General features: G+C 70.7%; 18 protein-coding genes. 5 read left to right on the top strand and 13 right to left on the bottom strand.

Going from position 1 to position 14965, the window contains the following annotated elements; translation table 11 throughout:
• Positions 1-21: 21 nt before the first annotated feature.
• From A4R43_RS39320 to A4R43_RS39310, 3 genes are read right to left on the bottom strand one after another with little or no spacing between them, the layout of a single operon-like run.
• Positions 22-1143: a 5-methyltetrahydropteroyltriglutamate--homocysteine S-methyltransferase gene (locus A4R43_RS39320; protein WP_113696722.1), complete on the bottom strand. Its 1122-nt coding sequence runs from the start codon at positions 1141-1143 to the stop codon at positions 22-24.
• A gap of 31 nt (positions 1144-1174) precedes the next feature.
• Positions 1175-2020 carry an SDR family oxidoreductase gene (locus tag A4R43_RS39315; RefSeq protein WP_113696721.1) on the bottom strand — a complete coding sequence of 282 codons (846 nt, stop codon included), beginning with the start codon at positions 2018-2020 and terminating at the stop codon, positions 1175-1177.
• 49 nt (positions 2021-2069) lie between these two features.
• Positions 2070-2963 (bottom strand): LysR family transcriptional regulator, encoded by an 894-nt coding sequence (locus tag A4R43_RS39310; RefSeq protein WP_113696720.1) that lies wholly within the window; start codon positions 2961-2963, stop codon positions 2070-2072.
• Between the two features lie 74 nt (positions 2964-3037).
• Between A4R43_RS39310 and A4R43_RS39305 the strand changes: the two genes are divergently transcribed.
• On the top strand, positions 3038-3886 hold the full coding sequence (locus tag A4R43_RS39305; protein WP_113696719.1) for an EamA family transporter: 849 nt from the start codon (positions 3038-3040) through the stop codon (positions 3884-3886).
• On the opposite strand, the gene A4R43_RS39300 is transcribed toward A4R43_RS39305, so the two are convergent.
• Entirely contained in the window at positions 3834-5258 is a 1425-nt protein-coding gene (locus A4R43_RS39300) for an MFS transporter (protein WP_205215162.1), read from the bottom strand. The two genes, A4R43_RS39305 and A4R43_RS39300, sit on opposite strands and share 53 nt — an antisense overlap.
• 86 nt (positions 5259-5344) lie before the next feature.
• Here A4R43_RS39300 and A4R43_RS39295 point away from each other — a divergent pair, with 86 nt between their 5' ends.
• On the top strand, positions 5345-5725 hold the full coding sequence (locus tag A4R43_RS39295) for a MarR family winged helix-turn-helix transcriptional regulator (RefSeq protein WP_113696718.1): 381 nt from the start codon (positions 5345-5347) through the stop codon (positions 5723-5725).
• 217 nt (positions 5726-5942) lie between these two features.
• Here the strand turns inward: A4R43_RS39295 and A4R43_RS39290 are convergent, their stop codons facing one another.
• Positions 5943-6635, bottom strand: coding sequence for a carbonic anhydrase family protein (locus A4R43_RS39290; RefSeq protein WP_162788756.1), 693 nt, complete (start codon positions 6633-6635; stop codon positions 5943-5945).
• A gap of 296 nt (positions 6636-6931) precedes the next feature.
• On the opposite strand from A4R43_RS39290, the gene A4R43_RS39285 reads away from it, so the two are divergent.
• Complete coding sequence (locus A4R43_RS39285) at positions 6932-7408, top strand: hypothetical protein (protein WP_162788755.1); 477 nt, start codon at positions 6932-6934, stop codon at positions 7406-7408.
• Between the two features lie 120 nt (positions 7409-7528).
• On the opposite strand, the gene A4R43_RS39280 is transcribed toward A4R43_RS39285, so the two are convergent.
• The 7 genes from A4R43_RS39280 to A4R43_RS39250 form a co-directional block, all read right to left on the bottom strand.
• Positions 7529-8005 (bottom strand): GNAT family N-acetyltransferase, encoded by a 477-nt coding sequence (locus tag A4R43_RS39280; RefSeq protein WP_113696715.1) that lies wholly within the window; start codon positions 8003-8005, stop codon positions 7529-7531.
• On the bottom strand, positions 7975-9159 hold the full coding sequence (locus tag A4R43_RS39275) for a hypothetical protein (protein ID WP_113696714.1): 1185 nt from the start codon (positions 9157-9159) through the stop codon (positions 7975-7977). Before A4R43_RS39275 ends, A4R43_RS39280 begins: the two co-directional genes overlap by 31 nt.
• 57 nt (positions 9160-9216) lie before the next feature.
• Positions 9217-9513: a hypothetical protein gene (locus tag A4R43_RS39270; protein WP_113696713.1), complete on the bottom strand. Its 297-nt coding sequence runs from the start codon at positions 9511-9513 to the stop codon at positions 9217-9219.
• A 212-nt stretch (positions 9514-9725) separates the two neighbouring features.
• Positions 9726-9959 (bottom strand): hypothetical protein, encoded by a 234-nt coding sequence (locus A4R43_RS39265; RefSeq protein WP_162788754.1) that lies wholly within the window; start codon positions 9957-9959, stop codon positions 9726-9728.
• Between the two features lie 80 nt (positions 9960-10039).
• Entirely contained in the window at positions 10040-11230 is a 1191-nt protein-coding gene (locus A4R43_RS39260; RefSeq protein ID WP_113696711.1) for a helix-turn-helix domain-containing protein, read from the bottom strand.
• A 136-nt stretch (positions 11231-11366) separates the two neighbouring features.
• Positions 11367-11699: a metalloregulator ArsR/SmtB family transcription factor gene (locus tag A4R43_RS39255; RefSeq protein WP_113696710.1), complete on the bottom strand. Its 333-nt coding sequence runs from the start codon at positions 11697-11699 to the stop codon at positions 11367-11369.
• Entirely contained in the window at positions 11689-12120 is a 432-nt protein-coding gene (locus tag A4R43_RS39250; RefSeq protein WP_113696709.1) for an SRPBCC domain-containing protein, read from the bottom strand. The genes A4R43_RS39255 and A4R43_RS39250 overlap by 11 nt, the downstream gene beginning before the upstream one ends.
• Positions 12121-12223: 103 nt before the next feature.
• Here A4R43_RS39250 and A4R43_RS39245 point away from each other — a divergent pair, with 103 nt between their 5' ends.
• Together A4R43_RS39245 and A4R43_RS39240 are read left to right on the top strand one after the other, a co-directional pair.
• On the top strand, positions 12224-13423 hold the full coding sequence (locus tag A4R43_RS39245; protein ID WP_113696708.1) for a glycosyltransferase: 1200 nt from the start codon (positions 12224-12226) through the stop codon (positions 13421-13423).
• Entirely contained in the window at positions 13420-14031 is a 612-nt protein-coding gene (locus A4R43_RS39240) for a class I SAM-dependent methyltransferase (protein ID WP_113696707.1), read from the top strand. The genes A4R43_RS39245 and A4R43_RS39240 overlap by 4 nt, the downstream gene beginning before the upstream one ends.
• A gap of 3 nt (positions 14032-14034) precedes the next feature.
• Here A4R43_RS39240 and A4R43_RS39235 read toward each other — a convergent pair whose 3' ends face one another.
• Entirely contained in the window at positions 14035-14961 is a 927-nt protein-coding gene (locus tag A4R43_RS39235; RefSeq protein WP_113696706.1) for an NAD(P)/FAD-dependent oxidoreductase, read from the bottom strand.
• Positions 14962-14965: the final 4 nt, after the last annotated feature.

The following is a 14965-nucleotide window of genomic DNA, read 5'->3' as shown; positions in this document are numbered from 1 at the left end:
AAAGTCGGGTGGATTCCCACCCTAATCCCAGATGAGCGCCGCGGTCTCGACGATGCGCTCCAGCTTCGCCTTCTGCTCGTCGAGGGTCAGGTCGTTGCCCTCCTCGGTCGAGGAGAACCCGCACTGCGGCGACAGGCAGAGCTGGTCGATGTCGACGTACTTCGCCGCGGCCTCCACCCTGGCGCGCAGGGAATCCACGCTCTCCAGCGCCCCGCGCTTGGTGGTGACCAGCCCGAGCACGACCTGCTTTCCCTTGGGCACGAACCGAAGCGGCTCGAAACCACCGGAGCGTTCGTCGTCGAATTCCAGGAAGTAGCCGTCCACGTCGAGTTCGTTGAACAAGGCGTCGGCGACGAAGTCGTACCCACCGGCGGCCACCCACGACGAGCGGAAGTTGCCGCGGCACAAGTGCGTGGTCACGCGCAGCCCGGCGGGCCGGTCGCGCAGCGCGGCGTTCATCGTGGCGATGTTGCGCACGTGCTGCTTGTCCGGGTCACCGCCCATCCTGGCCACCATGGCGCGCTGCTCGGGGTCGTTCAGATAGGCCAGGCTGGTGTCGTCCAGCTGGAGGTAGGTGCAGCCGAGCCCGGCCATGCCCGCGATCTGCTGGCGGTAGGCGGTGGCCAGGTCGTCGTAGAACCGCTCCAGGTCCGGGTACACCGTCTCGTCCACCGCGGCCCGCCCGCCGCGGTAGTAGACCATGCTCGGCGACGGGATCGTCTGCTTCGGCGTCACCGAGGGGTCCACAATGGACTTCAGGAAGGTGAAGTCGTCGGCGAAGACGACCTCGTCCAGCCCGATCTCACCGGTCACCCGGAACGCCGACGGGCTGAACTCCAGGTCGCCCCGGTCGTTGTGGAAGGTCACGTGCAGCTGCTCGTCGCTCTTGCCGATCCCGCGCAGGCGGTAGATGAAGTCCATGTGCCACGAGCCGCGGCGGAACTCCCCGTCGGTGGCCGAGCGCAGCCCGGCCGCGCGCTGCAGCTCGACCACCTCGCGAATCGCCTCGTCCTCCACGGTCCGCAGCTCGACCGCGCCGATCTCACCGGCGGCCGCTCTCGCGCGGGCGTCCCGCAGTGCGGGCGGGCGCAGCAGGCTGCCCACGTGGTCGGCACGGAACGGCGGTGTCTCGCGCGGCGTCATCCCCCCATCGTCGAGCAGGAACGGGCCCCGATCAAGCCCGCGCGAACTCCGCCCGGTGCTCGGCGGCCCACTGGCGGAAACCACGCGGCGGATGACCGGTGAAGCGCTCCACGGTGTTGTTCACCGGCGCGGGCATGGTGGCCGCCCGTTCCGCACCGCTGATCAGGTGGTCCAGGATGGCCGCCGGCATCCAGTGCGGGCGACGCTCGTGCACCTGTTCCCTGGTCAGCGCGTCCACCGCGATCGGGCGCCCCACTTCCTCGGCCAGCACCGCGACGATTTCCGCCTGGCTCAGCGATTCCGGCCCGGTCAGCGTCAGCGTGGTGCCCGGGTAGCGGTCGGTGGTCAGCAGTTCGGCCGCCACCTCGGCGATGTCGTCAGCGTGGATCGGGGTGAACCGGGCGTCCGGGTGGAAGAGGCCGACGCGGTCGCCGGTGCGGATCTGCTCGCCCCAGTCGCGGAGCGCGTTGGTGGCCAGCCAGCCGGGATAGATCACCGTGTGCCGCAGCCCGGAACCGCGCACCGCCTCCTCGACCGGCAAGTGGGCGAGCCGGAGCGGGTTGTCCAGCGCGCCCTCGTAAACGTCCGGAGAGGACAGCAGCACCACGTAGGACACCCCGGCTTTCTCCGCCGCCGCAAGGAAATCCACCGGAGCGACGCGTGCGGTCGGGTACAGGAAGATCGCGCCGACCCCGGCCAATGCCGCCTCCGCGTTGTCCGGGGCGAGCAGATCCAGCTGCACGGTCTCGACCCCGTCGGGCACCTTCAGCGCGGTCACGTCACGGGCCGACGCACGCACGGGATGACCACGCCTGGCCAGTTCGGCGACCAGGCTGCTGCCGATGTTCCCGCGGGCTCCGGTGACAAGAACGGTCATGCCGTCTACTCCTCTTTGCTTTGCCAGCAAATTACCTTTGCGGACAAAGCTATACCCTGGACGCGACTTCGTCCAGCACGGCCAGCGCTTCGGCCAGATCCGGCTGCCCGGCACTGCCCCGCCGCACGCAGGCGACGAGCTTGCGGACCGGCCGCGGATTTCCCGTCAACGGCACCCTGGTCACCGCGTGCTCGGCGGGAATCGGGACCAGGCGCGGCAGCAGGCAGACGCCAAAACCGTCGGCGACCAGCCGGGAGATGGCGAACCACTCCTTCACCTGATGCGCCACCGCGGGCGTGAACCCCGCCGCGGCGCACGCCGACAGCAGCAGGTCGTAGGTGTCGTTCTGGCGTGGCTTGACGATCCAGCGCTCGGCCGCCACGTCGGCGAGCACCACGCCGTCCCGTCCGGCCAGCGGGTGCGCCGACGGCACGAGCAGGTCCTGCGGGTCCTCGTGCAGGACCCGTTGCTCGAACCGCGGATCGTCGACCGGCGGGCTCGCCGGTGTCGGCAGGACCACCGCGAGATCGGCCTGTTCGGCGAGCAGGAGCCGGAAGCATTCCTCGCTTTCCTCTTCGACGAGTTCGATCCGGCGTCGCGGATCATGCTCGTGCAGGGCGGCCGCGGCGGGCGAAAGCAGCGCGGCGATGGCCGACGACACCCCGCAGAAGCGCAACGTCCGGCGTGACCCGCCGAGATCCGCGCGAGCGCGTTCCCAGTGTTCCTGCAGGGCGTCGGCGTGTTCAAGGAGCGCGTGCGCGGCGGCGGTGAGGCGCACCCGGCGGCCGTCGCGGACGAGCAGTTCGACACCGAGTTCGTCAGCCAGCGCTCGCAGTTGCTGGGACACCGCCGATGGCGTGACAAAGAGGGCTTCGGCCGCCGCGGTGACCGTGCCGCGATCGGCCAGCACGCGGAGCGCCTGCACGCGTCGAAGGTCCATCATGTAGCCGACGCTAAAGGAAAACCACCTGAAATCCTCGATGGACCTGAACGGTTCGGCGGGCTGAAGCTGGCGGCATGGTTCCCGCTCCGCTTCTTGTGCTCACCGCGGCGATCTGCACGCAGACCGGTCAGGCCTTCGGCAAGCAGCTCTCCGGTGACATCGGCGCGGGCGGAGTTGTCGCGCTGCGCCTGGGATTCGCGGCCTTGCTGCTGCTCGTGTGGTTCCGGCCGAAGCTGCCCGACCGGCGGCAGCTGCCGTGGATCTTCGCGCTCGGCACCGCTGTCGCGGGCATGAACCTGGTCTATCCGGCGATGCGGTACCTGCCGGTCGGCGTGGCGAGCACGATCCAGCTGCTCGGGCCGCTGACCGTGGGACTGCTCGGTTCACGGCGGCTGCCCGACCTCGGCGCCGCCGTGGTGGCCGGCGCCGGGGTCTGGCTGCTGAACGATCCGGCGGGCGGCCCGCTCCCCTGGCCTGGCCTGCTGCTCGCGGCGCTTTCCGCGGTGGCGATGGGCTCGTACCTGGTACTCAGCCGCAAGGTCGCCATGCTCACCGGCGGACCGTCCGGCCTGGCCTGGGGTGTCGCCTTCGCCGCCGTGCTGGGCACGCCCACCGGACTGCTCGCGCAGCCGGTGGACTGGGCGCCGGGAGTACTGCTGGCGGGCGCCGCCGTCGCGACGATCACCGCGGTACTCCCGTACACCCTCGAACAGTCCGCGCTGCGGCGCATCGGCGCCGGGCCGGTCGGTGTGCTGCTCAGCCTCGAACCGGCGGTCGCCGCGGTCGCCGGGCTGCTCGTGCTGGACGAGCAGCTTTCGGCGATCCGCTGGCTCGGCCTCGGCTGTGTCAGCGCCGTGGCCGCGTGGACGGCTACTTCGTCGCGGCGAGCGCGAGCTCCGGCTGAGCCGCCCGCGAACGCTTGACCACACCGGAAATCGCGACCAGCAGGCCGAGCACGGCGATGCCGGTGACCACGCTCAGCGCGGGGGTGAGTCCGTCGAGCACGTGGACCCCTTCACCGCCGTTCGCGGTCAGCACCGCGGTCACCACGGCGAGGCCGATCGCCCCGCCGACCTGGACCGAAGTGTTCAGCAAACCGCCCGCGAGGCCCTGCTCGTCGTCGCTGATCCCGGCGGTGGCCTGGATGTTCAGCGAGGAGAAGGCCAGCGTGAACCCGATGCCGAGCAGGATCATGCTGGGCAGCACCGCGCCGGCGTAGCTCGAATCCTTGTCGATGCCGAGGAACAACGCGTAACCGACCACGTGCGCGGCGACCCCGGCGAGGATGGTGCGCGGGGTGCCGAGGCGGTCGATCAGCGGCTCGATCTTCGGCGAGCCGAAGGCCACGATCAGCGCCGCGGGCAGGAAGCCGAGCGCGGTCTGCAGCGCGGACCAGCCCAGCACCGACTGCAGGTACAGCATCACCACGAACTGGAACCCGATGTAGGCGCCGAAGAACAACGCGCCGCCGATGTTCGCGCGGGCCAGCGGGCCGGAGCGCAGGATGCCCAGCCGCAGCAGCGGGTGCTTCGAGCGCTTCTCGATGAACACGAAGGCGACCAGGAGGGCGATGGCGAGCGCGAAGGAGATCAGCGTGCGTGGCGAGGCCCAGCCGATCTCCGGCGCTTCGACCACGGCGAAGACCAGCAGCAGCGAGCCGGCGGCCCCGGTGATCGCACCGGGGAAGTCGTACCCGCTGCCGGTTTCCGGGCGGTACTGCGGGATCAGCTTGAGCGCGGCGACCAGCGCGGCGAGCGCGATGGGCACCGGCAGCAGGAAGGTCCAGCGCCAGCCGACCTCGGTGAGCAGGCCGGAGAAGACCAGCCCGGCGGAGTACCCGCTCGCGCCGAACACGGCGAAGATGCTGATCGCCTTGTTGCGCGCGGGGCCTTCGTGGAAGGTCGTGGTGATGATCGACAGCGCGGCCGGCGCGGTGAACGCGGCCGCCAGTCCCTTGATGAACCGGCTGGCGATGAGCAGCGGGCCGCTGTCGACCAGGCCGCCGAAGAGTGAGGCGACCGCGAACACGGCGACCGCGACCAGGAAGACCCGGCGCCTGCCGAGCAGGTCGGCGGTGCGCCCGCCGAGCAGGAGCAGGCCGCCGTAGCCGAGCACGTAGGCGCTGATGACCCATTGCAGCGCGCTGGTGGAAAGGCCGAGTTCGGCCTGGATGGAGGGCAGGGCGACGCCGACCATCGACACGTCGAGCGCGTCGAGGCCGACGACGGTGGACACGGTCAGGAGCACGCCCCACAGGCGCGCGTCCCACCGGGTCGAGGAGGTGGACAAGCTCATGGACCATGACAGTACATGCACGCGCATCTAATGCCAACGCATTTAATGACTTTGCATCAGATTCGCGTGCATGTTATCTTGGCCGGGTGAGCGATGTGGCCGAGCAGACACTGGTGCGGGAGTGGCACGAGCTGTCCGCGCGGCACGCGGCGGTGTTCAACGCGCTCGAATGCCGGCTCCAGGAGGAGCACGGCATCGGCATCAACGAGTTCGAGGCGCTGGAGCGGCTGGCCACCTGCGACCGCAAGTGCCGGGGCGCGGACCTCACCGAGGCCGTGCACCTGAGCCAGAGCGCCACCTCACGGCTGGTCGCCCGGCTGGAGCGCGAGGGCCTGGTCGAACGCGCCATCTGCGACGAGGACCGGCGCGGCATCTTCATCACGCTGACCGAGGACGGCAAGCAACGCTACGCGGAGGCCAAGCCCACGCACCGCGCCGTGCTCGCCACCACCCTGCGCCGCCCCTGACTTTCGCGGGCCCAACGCTATGAATGTGGCTTTCATTGCGGATTCCGCAATGAAAGCCACATTCATAGCGCCCCGGCCAACCTGACAGCGCCGACCTGGCGGCCGCCGAGCGGGACACCATCGCGTCTGGCGCCCGGAGGATGTCACGAATGTGGCTTTCGAGACGTTCGGCGTCTCGAAAGCCACATTCGTGACACCAAGCGCCCGCGCCGGACGGTCAGAACTGGGGGACGGCGGTGACGGTGCGGCCGTTCAGCGGTTGCACCGGGCGCGCGTTACCGTCGGTGAACAGGCCCTGGAACCGCGCGATGGTCGCGGGCGTGACGGTCAGTTCCGCGGTCAGGAACCACTGCACGTCCTCGCTGAACGGCGCCGTGGTCAGCGAGCCGTCGTAGCGCAGGGTGCTCCGGTTCGCCGGCAGCAGCGAGTTCAGGTCGACGTCGTGGATAGCGACGCGCTCCCCGCATTCCGGCGCCAGTTCCGCCAGCACGGTGTCCACAGTGGACGCATGACCCGCGCGCAGCGGCACGCCGATCACCAGCAGCCGCCCCGCCGCGCTCCGGTGCACGAAGTGCATTTCCAGCGGGTCCGCGTGCCCGCCGAAGCGGTGCTCGGACGGGGTGTGGAAGTGGAACTGCTCCAGCTCGTACCGCACCCCGGCCACGGTGACGTGCCCGGCACCGGCGGCGACCCCGGCCTCCTCCGTCTCTTCGTGGTGGCGCGTGGTGCACCCGGCGGGGTCGGCGGTGTCCTTCCGGACGTACTCCAGCTCAAGATCCGAATGCCCGTACGACACATTCAGCTTCGGCTGGTTCAGGTCGATCTGGATCGCACCTGGGGTGACATTGATCGGGCTCTGCTTCGGCAACTCCGACTGGGCGGCGGTGCCGCCCGCGGTCAGCGTCGCCACCACGAGAGCGAGGGGGACAAGGGCAGCGGCAAGGCGTCTCAGTGTCACGCTCAAAACCTTTCGAGGACCCGAATGAACTGATGATCCATTCGGCAAAATCGGTTCACTCGCCTGGAGGAACTCGATTACGAGAGGTCATATCCTTCTCCGGTTCCGGGCGTTTTCACAAGTACCCGGAAAGCGGGCATTTGCCGCCAAGTGGCGCAATTCGGCCGCGGTTTCCCGTGAATGGAAGGTGATCTGTGCAACAGCGGCTCGTCCTGCGCGACAAGCAGAACAGCCGTACTGTCCGGTTTGTGGCTGTTCTTCCCGTACTCGCCTCACTGCTGCTGACCTTGCCCAGCCCGATGCCGGGCCCGGAAACCGCCGAAGGCTGCGAAGGCGTCACGGTCGCCGTCGCGCTGCCGGGTGAACTCGTGGTCCGTTGCGCACACGGCGCCGATGCCCGCCAGGCGCTCGACAGCACCGGACTCGCCGTGCACGCGGGCCGCGGCGAAGGCCCGTACGGCGACCGCGCTTACGTGTGCCGGATCAACAACTTCCCCACCGCGGCCGACGACGACTGCGCCGGGCACGAAGACGGCGCGCCCTACTGGAAGGTGTGGCGCGTCGGGCTGGCCCCGGTGGCATGGCGCACTTCACAGACCGGCGACGGCCCGGCCGGGGTGGCGGTCTGCCCGGGCAGCCTGGTCGGTTTCAGTTTCGGCGGCGAGATGCCGGTGGGCCCGGAGCAGGTGATCACCACACCGGGTTGGCTCCCGCCACGTTGCTAGCCGGGCTGCTGCACGCGCAAGCCCTGCCGGGAGCACCGACCGAACCGCCGGGTAGCGAAACGTGCGGGGCCAGCCGCGCGGCGCCGGGCGGGAGCGATACACGCGAGGCCAGCCGCGCCGCTAGCCCGGTTGGTATACGCGTAAGCCGCGCCGCAGGTAGTTCGGCAGGGCGTTCGGGTGGTCTTTGGACGACGTGTGCAGCCATACCCGCCGCGTCCCCGGCAAGGACCAAGCCTCCCGCAGGGTGAGCGTGAGCGCATAGCCGCCCAGGCCTCGGCCGACGAACTCGGGCACCAGGCCGAACGTGCTGATCTCCACCTCACCACCATCGCGCGGTACGTAGTCGCAGGCGCCCGCGGCGTCCCCGGCGAAGCGGATCACGCGGTACTGGCGCGCCTCCTTCGCCAGCCACTCCGCCCAGCCTTCCGCCGTGCGGGTGGCGCTGCTCCAGCCGTGCGGCGTGCCGATGCGCGCGTGCAACTCCCTGATCAACGGCGACGTGTGCGCGACCGGCTCCAGGACCAGCCCGTCGACCGGCGCCGCCGGGCGCAGCTCCGCCGCCGCGGTCATCTCGAGGTAGGTGATGATCTCGTCCATCCCGGCAGACTAGGCCGCGGGTCCGACAGGTTTTCCACGGTGACCCACACCGCCAGCACCAGCCCGGCCAGCATCACCATCGCCAGCACCCGGAAGTCCACAATGGCCGGAGCCGTACCACCGAAACCACCGTCCGCGGCCAGGTACGGCAGGTACGAGAACAGCGATGCGAACTGGGTCAGCACCGGCAGCGGCCACAACGCCCGCGGCAGGTAGAACGCCGCCACCACGGTCAGCACGTCGGCCAAATAGAAGTACCGCTCGTGCATGGCCGGCAGGAAGTACGGCACCAGCAGCGCCGAAACCGCCGCCAGCAACACGATCCGCGTGGTGGTCAGCTCGGTGGCCCTGGCCAGCAGCGCGACGATGCCGCCGAGCACCAGCGCCCCGGTCACCGCCACGCCCACCGCCTTGAGCACCTCGGTGCCGCCCGCCCCGGTCAGGAACTGGTACGCGTTCGGCGCATTGAGCGTGAGCTGGCCGTAGGTCTCGGTCTGCGTCGCGTAGATGGTCAGCAACGCCACCGGGTCGGCGCCGATCAGCAACGCGGGCACGTCGAGCACCAGGTAGACCGCGGGCACCAGCGGCAACGCGCGCCACGGGACGTGCTTGGCCAGCACCAGCAGCAGCAACACCGGGAACAGGAACACCGCCTGGAGCTTGAACGCCAGCGCCAAGCCGAAGAACGCACACGCCAGGTACGGCCGGTGCCGCAGCGCGAAGTAGAGACCACCGACCGCGAACGCCGAGTAGATCGAATCCGCCTGTGCCCACATCGAACTGTTCAGCACCACGGTCGGCAGGAACACCACCACCGCGCCCGCCAGCACCGGCCACCAGCGCCCCGGGTACCGGAGGTCGACCAAGCGGTAGGCGAAATAGGCCACCACGAAGTCGAACACCACCGAGATCAGCTTGATCCCGATCAGCGGCGGCACCGGCAGGTAGCTGAGCACCACCAGCAGGTACAGGTAGGGCGCGTTGTAGTTGGCGAACTCGTGCCGCAGCGCGCGCCAGCCGCCGTTCTGCTCGATGAACTCGTACCAGCGCAGCAGGAACGCGTTGTAGTCACCGGAGCGGTAGTCGAAGAACAGGGTGCGCACGGTGACCGCGGCCAGCACCAGCAGCACCAGCGCGCCGAGTTTCTTGGGCATGCGGGCGAGTCAAGCGCGCCGGGCTGTGAACCGGCTGTGCGCCAGGTGTGCGCCGGCTCAGCGGAACAGGTGCTCGATCCGGCTGGAGATCGCCGACACCAGCGGCGCGAACCGGGCGCGGCCACCGAGCAGCGACTGCACCCGCGACCACCGGCTCAGCATCAGCTCGGGGTGGACGGTGCCGGCCTGCCCGCGCTGCAGGGCACGCATGTCTTCGGCGAGCAGCGCGAGGTTGTCGTCGAGGACCTCCCGCTTCGGCACGTCCTCGCGGCCGGTCTGCGCGCGCAGCCGGTCGAGCAGCACGAGCAGTTCGGTGGCGTAGTCCGCCGTGGTCCCGGCCTCGATGCTGATCACCCCGCTCTCGCGCCGACGCCGAGCACAAACCGTACCGCGCGCGAAAAGTCGAGGGAACAGGCGACGAGAAATCACGGCCACCACGGACCGAACGGTTACTCACCGCCACCGCGACGTCCTAAGCGGACTGTCCGGTGTGGTGCACCGGCGCCCCAGTCCTCTTCGGACGCCGCGGTGGGCGGTGGGACCCAGCGGAACGGACGGGTCGGGGGTCAGTCCGTTCCACCGGGGGCTGTGCGGGCGGTGGCGAACCACGCGCCGCGATCGGTGTCGGCCTCCGGCCACGGCGGCCGGTTCTCGCCGTCACACCGGCATTCGTGGAACAGGCAGGTCCAGGCGTCGGGGTACCGCGTGCCGCACCAGCGGCAGGTCCGGAACACCCGGCTGACGAAGGCGGCGGGGCTTTCGCCGTCCGCCCGTCGTGGCTCCGGTCTTTCGCCAGGCACCAGCACCTCCCGTGATCGCGCAATCACGCTAGGCGCGCCGAAAGCCGGTTTGTGCACCAGAAGTGCACACGTGCCGTGGTTTACCCGGTTGGGGCAACGCCCATGCGCCAGGCGAGGCCCCGCAGTTCGCGGCCACCGGCTTCGCGGCGGGCGCTGCCGAGCAGGTCCGCGACGGCCTCACGAGCGAAAACGTTGTTCCGGACCTTCTGCGGGGCCAGCTCTTCCGCCTTCAGCAACGCGGAAAGGCCTTGCTCCCGGGTTTTCCGCTCAGTGAGCAGACCGCGGCCCAGATCCATCCAGAAGGCGGACTGGCGGGAGCGCGAGACCCCCACCGGTCGCACTTGGCGTGCCAGTTCGGCCACCCCGGCGCCCATGCCCAGCTCCAGCCCGATGGTCACCTGCCAGATGCCGACGTTGGTGCGGCCGAAGTTGGTGTCCATCCACGGGCTCACGTCGGCCTCGAGCGTGTCGGCCAGCGCGGCGGCCTCGGCCAGGTGCGTGTTCGCCTGGTCGGCCTGGCCGCGGGCGGCGGAGGCCAGTGCCGCGGTCAGGTGCGCCAGCCCGGCCGTCTCGGCCCGCGCCCCCGGCAGCTCGGCCACGCGGACGGCCAGCTCGTACTGCCGCGCGCGGTTCGCCCCGGACAGCAGCTGGGCGCGCTGGTAGGCGGCGTAGGTCGTCCACACCGGATCGTCGAGTTCCTCGGCGGCCTGGCGCATCCGCTCCACCGCGAGCGCGGGCAACCCGGCGAACCCGAGGTCGTGCACCAGGTAGGCGGCGGCCTTGTAGGTGCCGATCAACCCGACCAGCGCCTCGCGCCGGTGCGCGGGCTCGGCCGACGCGGTGAGCAGCTCGCGGATCAGCTGCGGGATGAGCACCACCTGCGCGGCGAAGTCGGCGTCCGGGCGCAGCACCTTGTTCAGGCGCACCACGTCGGCCCAGAGCTGCGACCAGGGCCGTTCGGGCTGCTCGGGCGCCTCGCCGACCCACCAGCCGGTCAGCGCCTCCTCCACCGCGGGCACCCCGGCGCGAATGTCGTCGTCGAGCGGATCCCTTGCCGCGTAAGGCTTTCCGGTCAGTTCGGTGGGCGAGACGCGGAGCGTGCGGGCGAGCGCTTCGAGCACGCGCCTGCTGTTCACCGGCTTCTCGCCGCGCTCGATCTGGCCGAGATAGGTGAAGGAGTACCCGGAGAGCTGCGCCACCGCCCGCAGGCTGAGCTGACGCCACCCGCGAATCTCCCGGAGCCGTCGCCCCAGTTCCGTCGCGGGTTCCATCGCCGAACGCCACCTTTCACCTCGACGCGTCAACTCGTCCAGGGTATCGACCCCTGGATCAGGTGAACACCGCGACTACGTCACTACGGGTGGTGATCTTGCTACTGCACGATCGCGTAATTTACGCGCGCACCCCTCAACCCTGCTCGAGCCGCGATTTCAGCGCGTCCAGCCGGCTGTCCCAGTCCCTGGCCAGCGCGGCCAGGAACTGCTGGGCCACCCGCATCGGCGCCGACCGCAGCCGGTACCGCACGCGGCGGCGCTCCCCCGGCTCCGCGGTCACCAGACCGGCCTCGGCCAGCAGGTTCAGGTGCTTGGCGATCGCCTGCCGGGTGATCGGCAGGCGATCGGCCAGCTCGGTCGCGGTGGCGGGCCCGCCGGCCGCCAGCGCGGCCAGCACCGCGCGGCGGCTCGGGTCGGCCAGCGCGGTGAAGACCCGCTCGGCGACGGCCTCGTGCTCAGGCTGCATCGAGGTATTCGACCAGTTCGCCGAGTTCGAGCCGCCACCCCTCGGTGTTCCCGCCGTAGGCCTTCTCGTGGGCGTCCTCGGTGAGCTGGCCGAACCCGCTCTCGACCACGGTCAGCCGGGTGCCGCCACCGGCCGGTTCGAGGGTGAATTCGACGTAGGTGCGGCGCGGGTCGTCCTCGGGCAGGCCGTAGATGTGCCAGGTGAACCCGAACACGGACGGCTCCTCGACGCGCTCGACCCGCAGGTCGGCGGTGTCGCCGGTGTCCCATTTCAGCTGGGCGGCGCCACCGGGGCGCAGGTCGATGGTGGCCTCGTTGCCGAACCAGGTGCCGAGCCCTTCGGCGGTGGTCAGCGCCGCCCAGACCTTCGCGGGCGGCTGGGCGACCTCGACGGTCCGCTCGATGCGATCGGGAAATGCCATGTCTGCCTCCTATGTAGCAACCAACTGGTTGCGACTCTATGGCAACCAGTTGGTTGCGTCAAGACTGGGCATCACCCCAGGCAGCCGTGGCTAGCCTCGGCTCATGGCGCGTGTGGTGGTCCTGGCCAGCGGCAGCGACGGCGACGTGCTGCCGTACCTCGGGCTGGGCAGGCGGCTCGCCGGAGCCGGGCACCCGGTGACGGTCGCGGCGGTGGCCCGGTTCGGCGAGGCGATCACCGCCGCCGGGCTCGGCTTCCACCCGCTGTCCTCCGTGGACCCGCGGGCGGTCACCGCGAACAGCCGGAAGTCCCCGATGCGGTTGCTGGCGGACGGTCTGCGCGAGCAAGTGCCCGAGATGATCAACGTCGCCGGGCAGGCCGACGTGCTGCTCTGCCCGATGTCCACTTTGGTCTTCGGCAACAGCCTCGCCGAGGCGTACGGCATTCCGTGCGTCGCGCTGCCGTTGCAGCCCGCGGCGCCGACCCGCGAGCTGTCGCCCGCCTTGTTCGGCGGCCGCGATCTGGGACCGTGGCTCAACCGCAAGGCGGGCGAGCTGTTTGTCCACTTGGGACCCCGGATGTTCGCGAAGCCACTGGCGGAACTGCGGTCCCGGCTCGGCCTCAAGGGCAAGCTCACACCGGATCCCGGGCAGCGCATGCTGCACGGCATCAGCCCGCTGGTGGTGCCGCGCCCGCGTGACTGGCGGCCGGAACAGGAGCTGACCGGCTTCTGGTGGCCGTACTCCACCGCGGAACCACCCGGCGAGCTGGTCGGCTTCCTGGACGACGGCCCCGCGCCGGTGTACGTCAGCTTCGGCAGCGTGGTCGCGCGTCAGGCGGGCAAGCAGCAGCAGGCGGTCGCCGAGGCGATCCGGCGCACCGGAATGCGGGCGATCGTGCACTCGGGCTGGGGTGACCTGACCGCATCGGGCGATACCGTGCTGACCGTCGGCCACGTGCCCCACGAATGGCTCCTGCCCCGCGTCGCCGCCGTGGTGCACCACGCGAGCGCGGGGACCACCGCCGCGGTTCTGCGGGCGGGCGTGCCGTCGGTCCCTGTGCCGTTTTCCCACGACCAGCCGTTCTGGGCGCGGCGCCTGGTGGACCTCGGCACCGCACCGGGGGCGATCCCGGCACGCGGGCTCACCGCGGCCGGGCTCGCGGCCAAGATCACCGAAGCCGTCGGTGTGCCCTCCTACACTGAACGAGCCGCTGCGATCGCGGCGGACCTGCGCCACGAGGACGGAGCCGCGCGCGTGATCGAGGTCGTGGAGGAGATCACCGAGAAGGCCGCCGCCGGATGACCACGCGCACGGCCCGCGGCTGGCGGCGCGCCGCACGCAACCGGTCGGCCGGTGGCGCGGGCATGTACGGCCCGCAGCGGCGCAGGCTGCTGGCGGACCTGACCGGCACGGTGCTGGAAATCGGCCCCGGCGCCGGGGCGAACACCGCGCACTTCCCGCGCGGGGTCCGCTGGCTCGGCCTCGAACCGAACCCCTACCTGCACGAACGACTGCGCGAGCAGGCGAACGGGCCGGTCATCGGCGGTGCGGCGGAGGCGATTCCACTGGCCGACCACAGCGTGGACGCGGTGGTCGGCACCATCGTGCTGTGCTCGGTCGAGGACCAGCGCCGGGTGCTCGCCGAGATCGTGCGGGTGCTGCGGCCGGGCGGGCGGTACGTCTTCCTGGAGCACGTGGCCGCACCCGAAGGCACGTGGTCGCGCTGGGCGCAGAAGACGGTGGCGCCGGTGTCGCGCTGGCTCGACGGCGGCTGCGACCCCGCGCGCGAGACCGGCCGCGCCATCGACGCGGCCGGTTTCGCGCGGGTGGAGACCGAGGAGTTCCTGCTCCACGGCCCGTTCGGGGTGAAGATCCCCCACCTGACCGGCTGGGCCAGCACGCCCGGCTGAGCCCTACATCCCGAACTTCGAGCGCACGTCCGCCACGATCAGGTCGTGGTCGATGCTCAGCGCCACCATCGCGCCCAGCGCCGCGCTGGTGACCGCGTGGATCCACGGTGACGGCCAGTTCGGCAGCCGGGCGGCCTCACCGGCGGCGTAGACCCGGTCCACCGAGGTGTGCCCGTGCTCGTCGATGCGCACCGAGCCGTCGTCCATCAGCTCGCAGCCCAGCGCCTCGGCCAGTTCACCGTGGGCGTCGAGCGGGGTCTTGATGAACATCGCGTCGCGCGCGATCGTCTCGCCCGCGACCCGCACCCCGGTGAGGTGCCCGTCGGCGCCGGTGACCTGCTCGACCGCGTCCGTGCGCACCTCTACCTCGCACACCTTCAGCGCCGCGGCCGCCTCCTCGTCGAACTCCGGCGTGCCGTTGGTGAACAGCACCACGTCGGAGCTGTACCGGGTCAGCTGCACGGCCAGGTGCGCGGCCGAGGTTTCCGCGCCCAGCACGGCCAGCTTCCGCCCGCGCACCTCGAACCCGTGGCAGTACGGGCAGCCGTAGACGCCCTGGCCCCACCACTCGGCCACGCCGCCGACCTCGGGCAGCCGGTCGCGCCTGCCGACGGTCAGCAGCACGCTGTGTGCCTGCTCGGTGGTGCCGTCGGCCAGCTCCACCGACGCGCCCGCTTCGTCGGCCGTCACCGAGGCGACCGCGACATCGCGCACGGTCACCGTCTCGTACTTGGCCAGGTCCTCCCTGGCGATCCGGCGGAATTCGGCGGGATCGACGCCGTCCCGGCTGAGGAAGCCGTGCATCGCGTGCGCGCGGGCGTTGCGCGGCTCGCCGGAATCCACCAGCAGCACGCGCCGCAGCGCGCGGCCCAGGATCAGCGCCGCGTTCAGGCCGGACGGCCCGGCGCCTACCACGATCACGTCGTACATGAGT

The sequence above is a fragment of the Amycolatopsis albispora genome (assembly GCF_003312875.1).
Classification (GTDB): Bacteria; Actinomycetota; Actinomycetes; order Mycobacteriales; family Pseudonocardiaceae; genus Amycolatopsis; species Amycolatopsis albispora.
The sequence above is the reverse complement of the archived record's forward strand: the minus strand, read 5'-3'. Positions and strand labels throughout refer to the sequence as shown.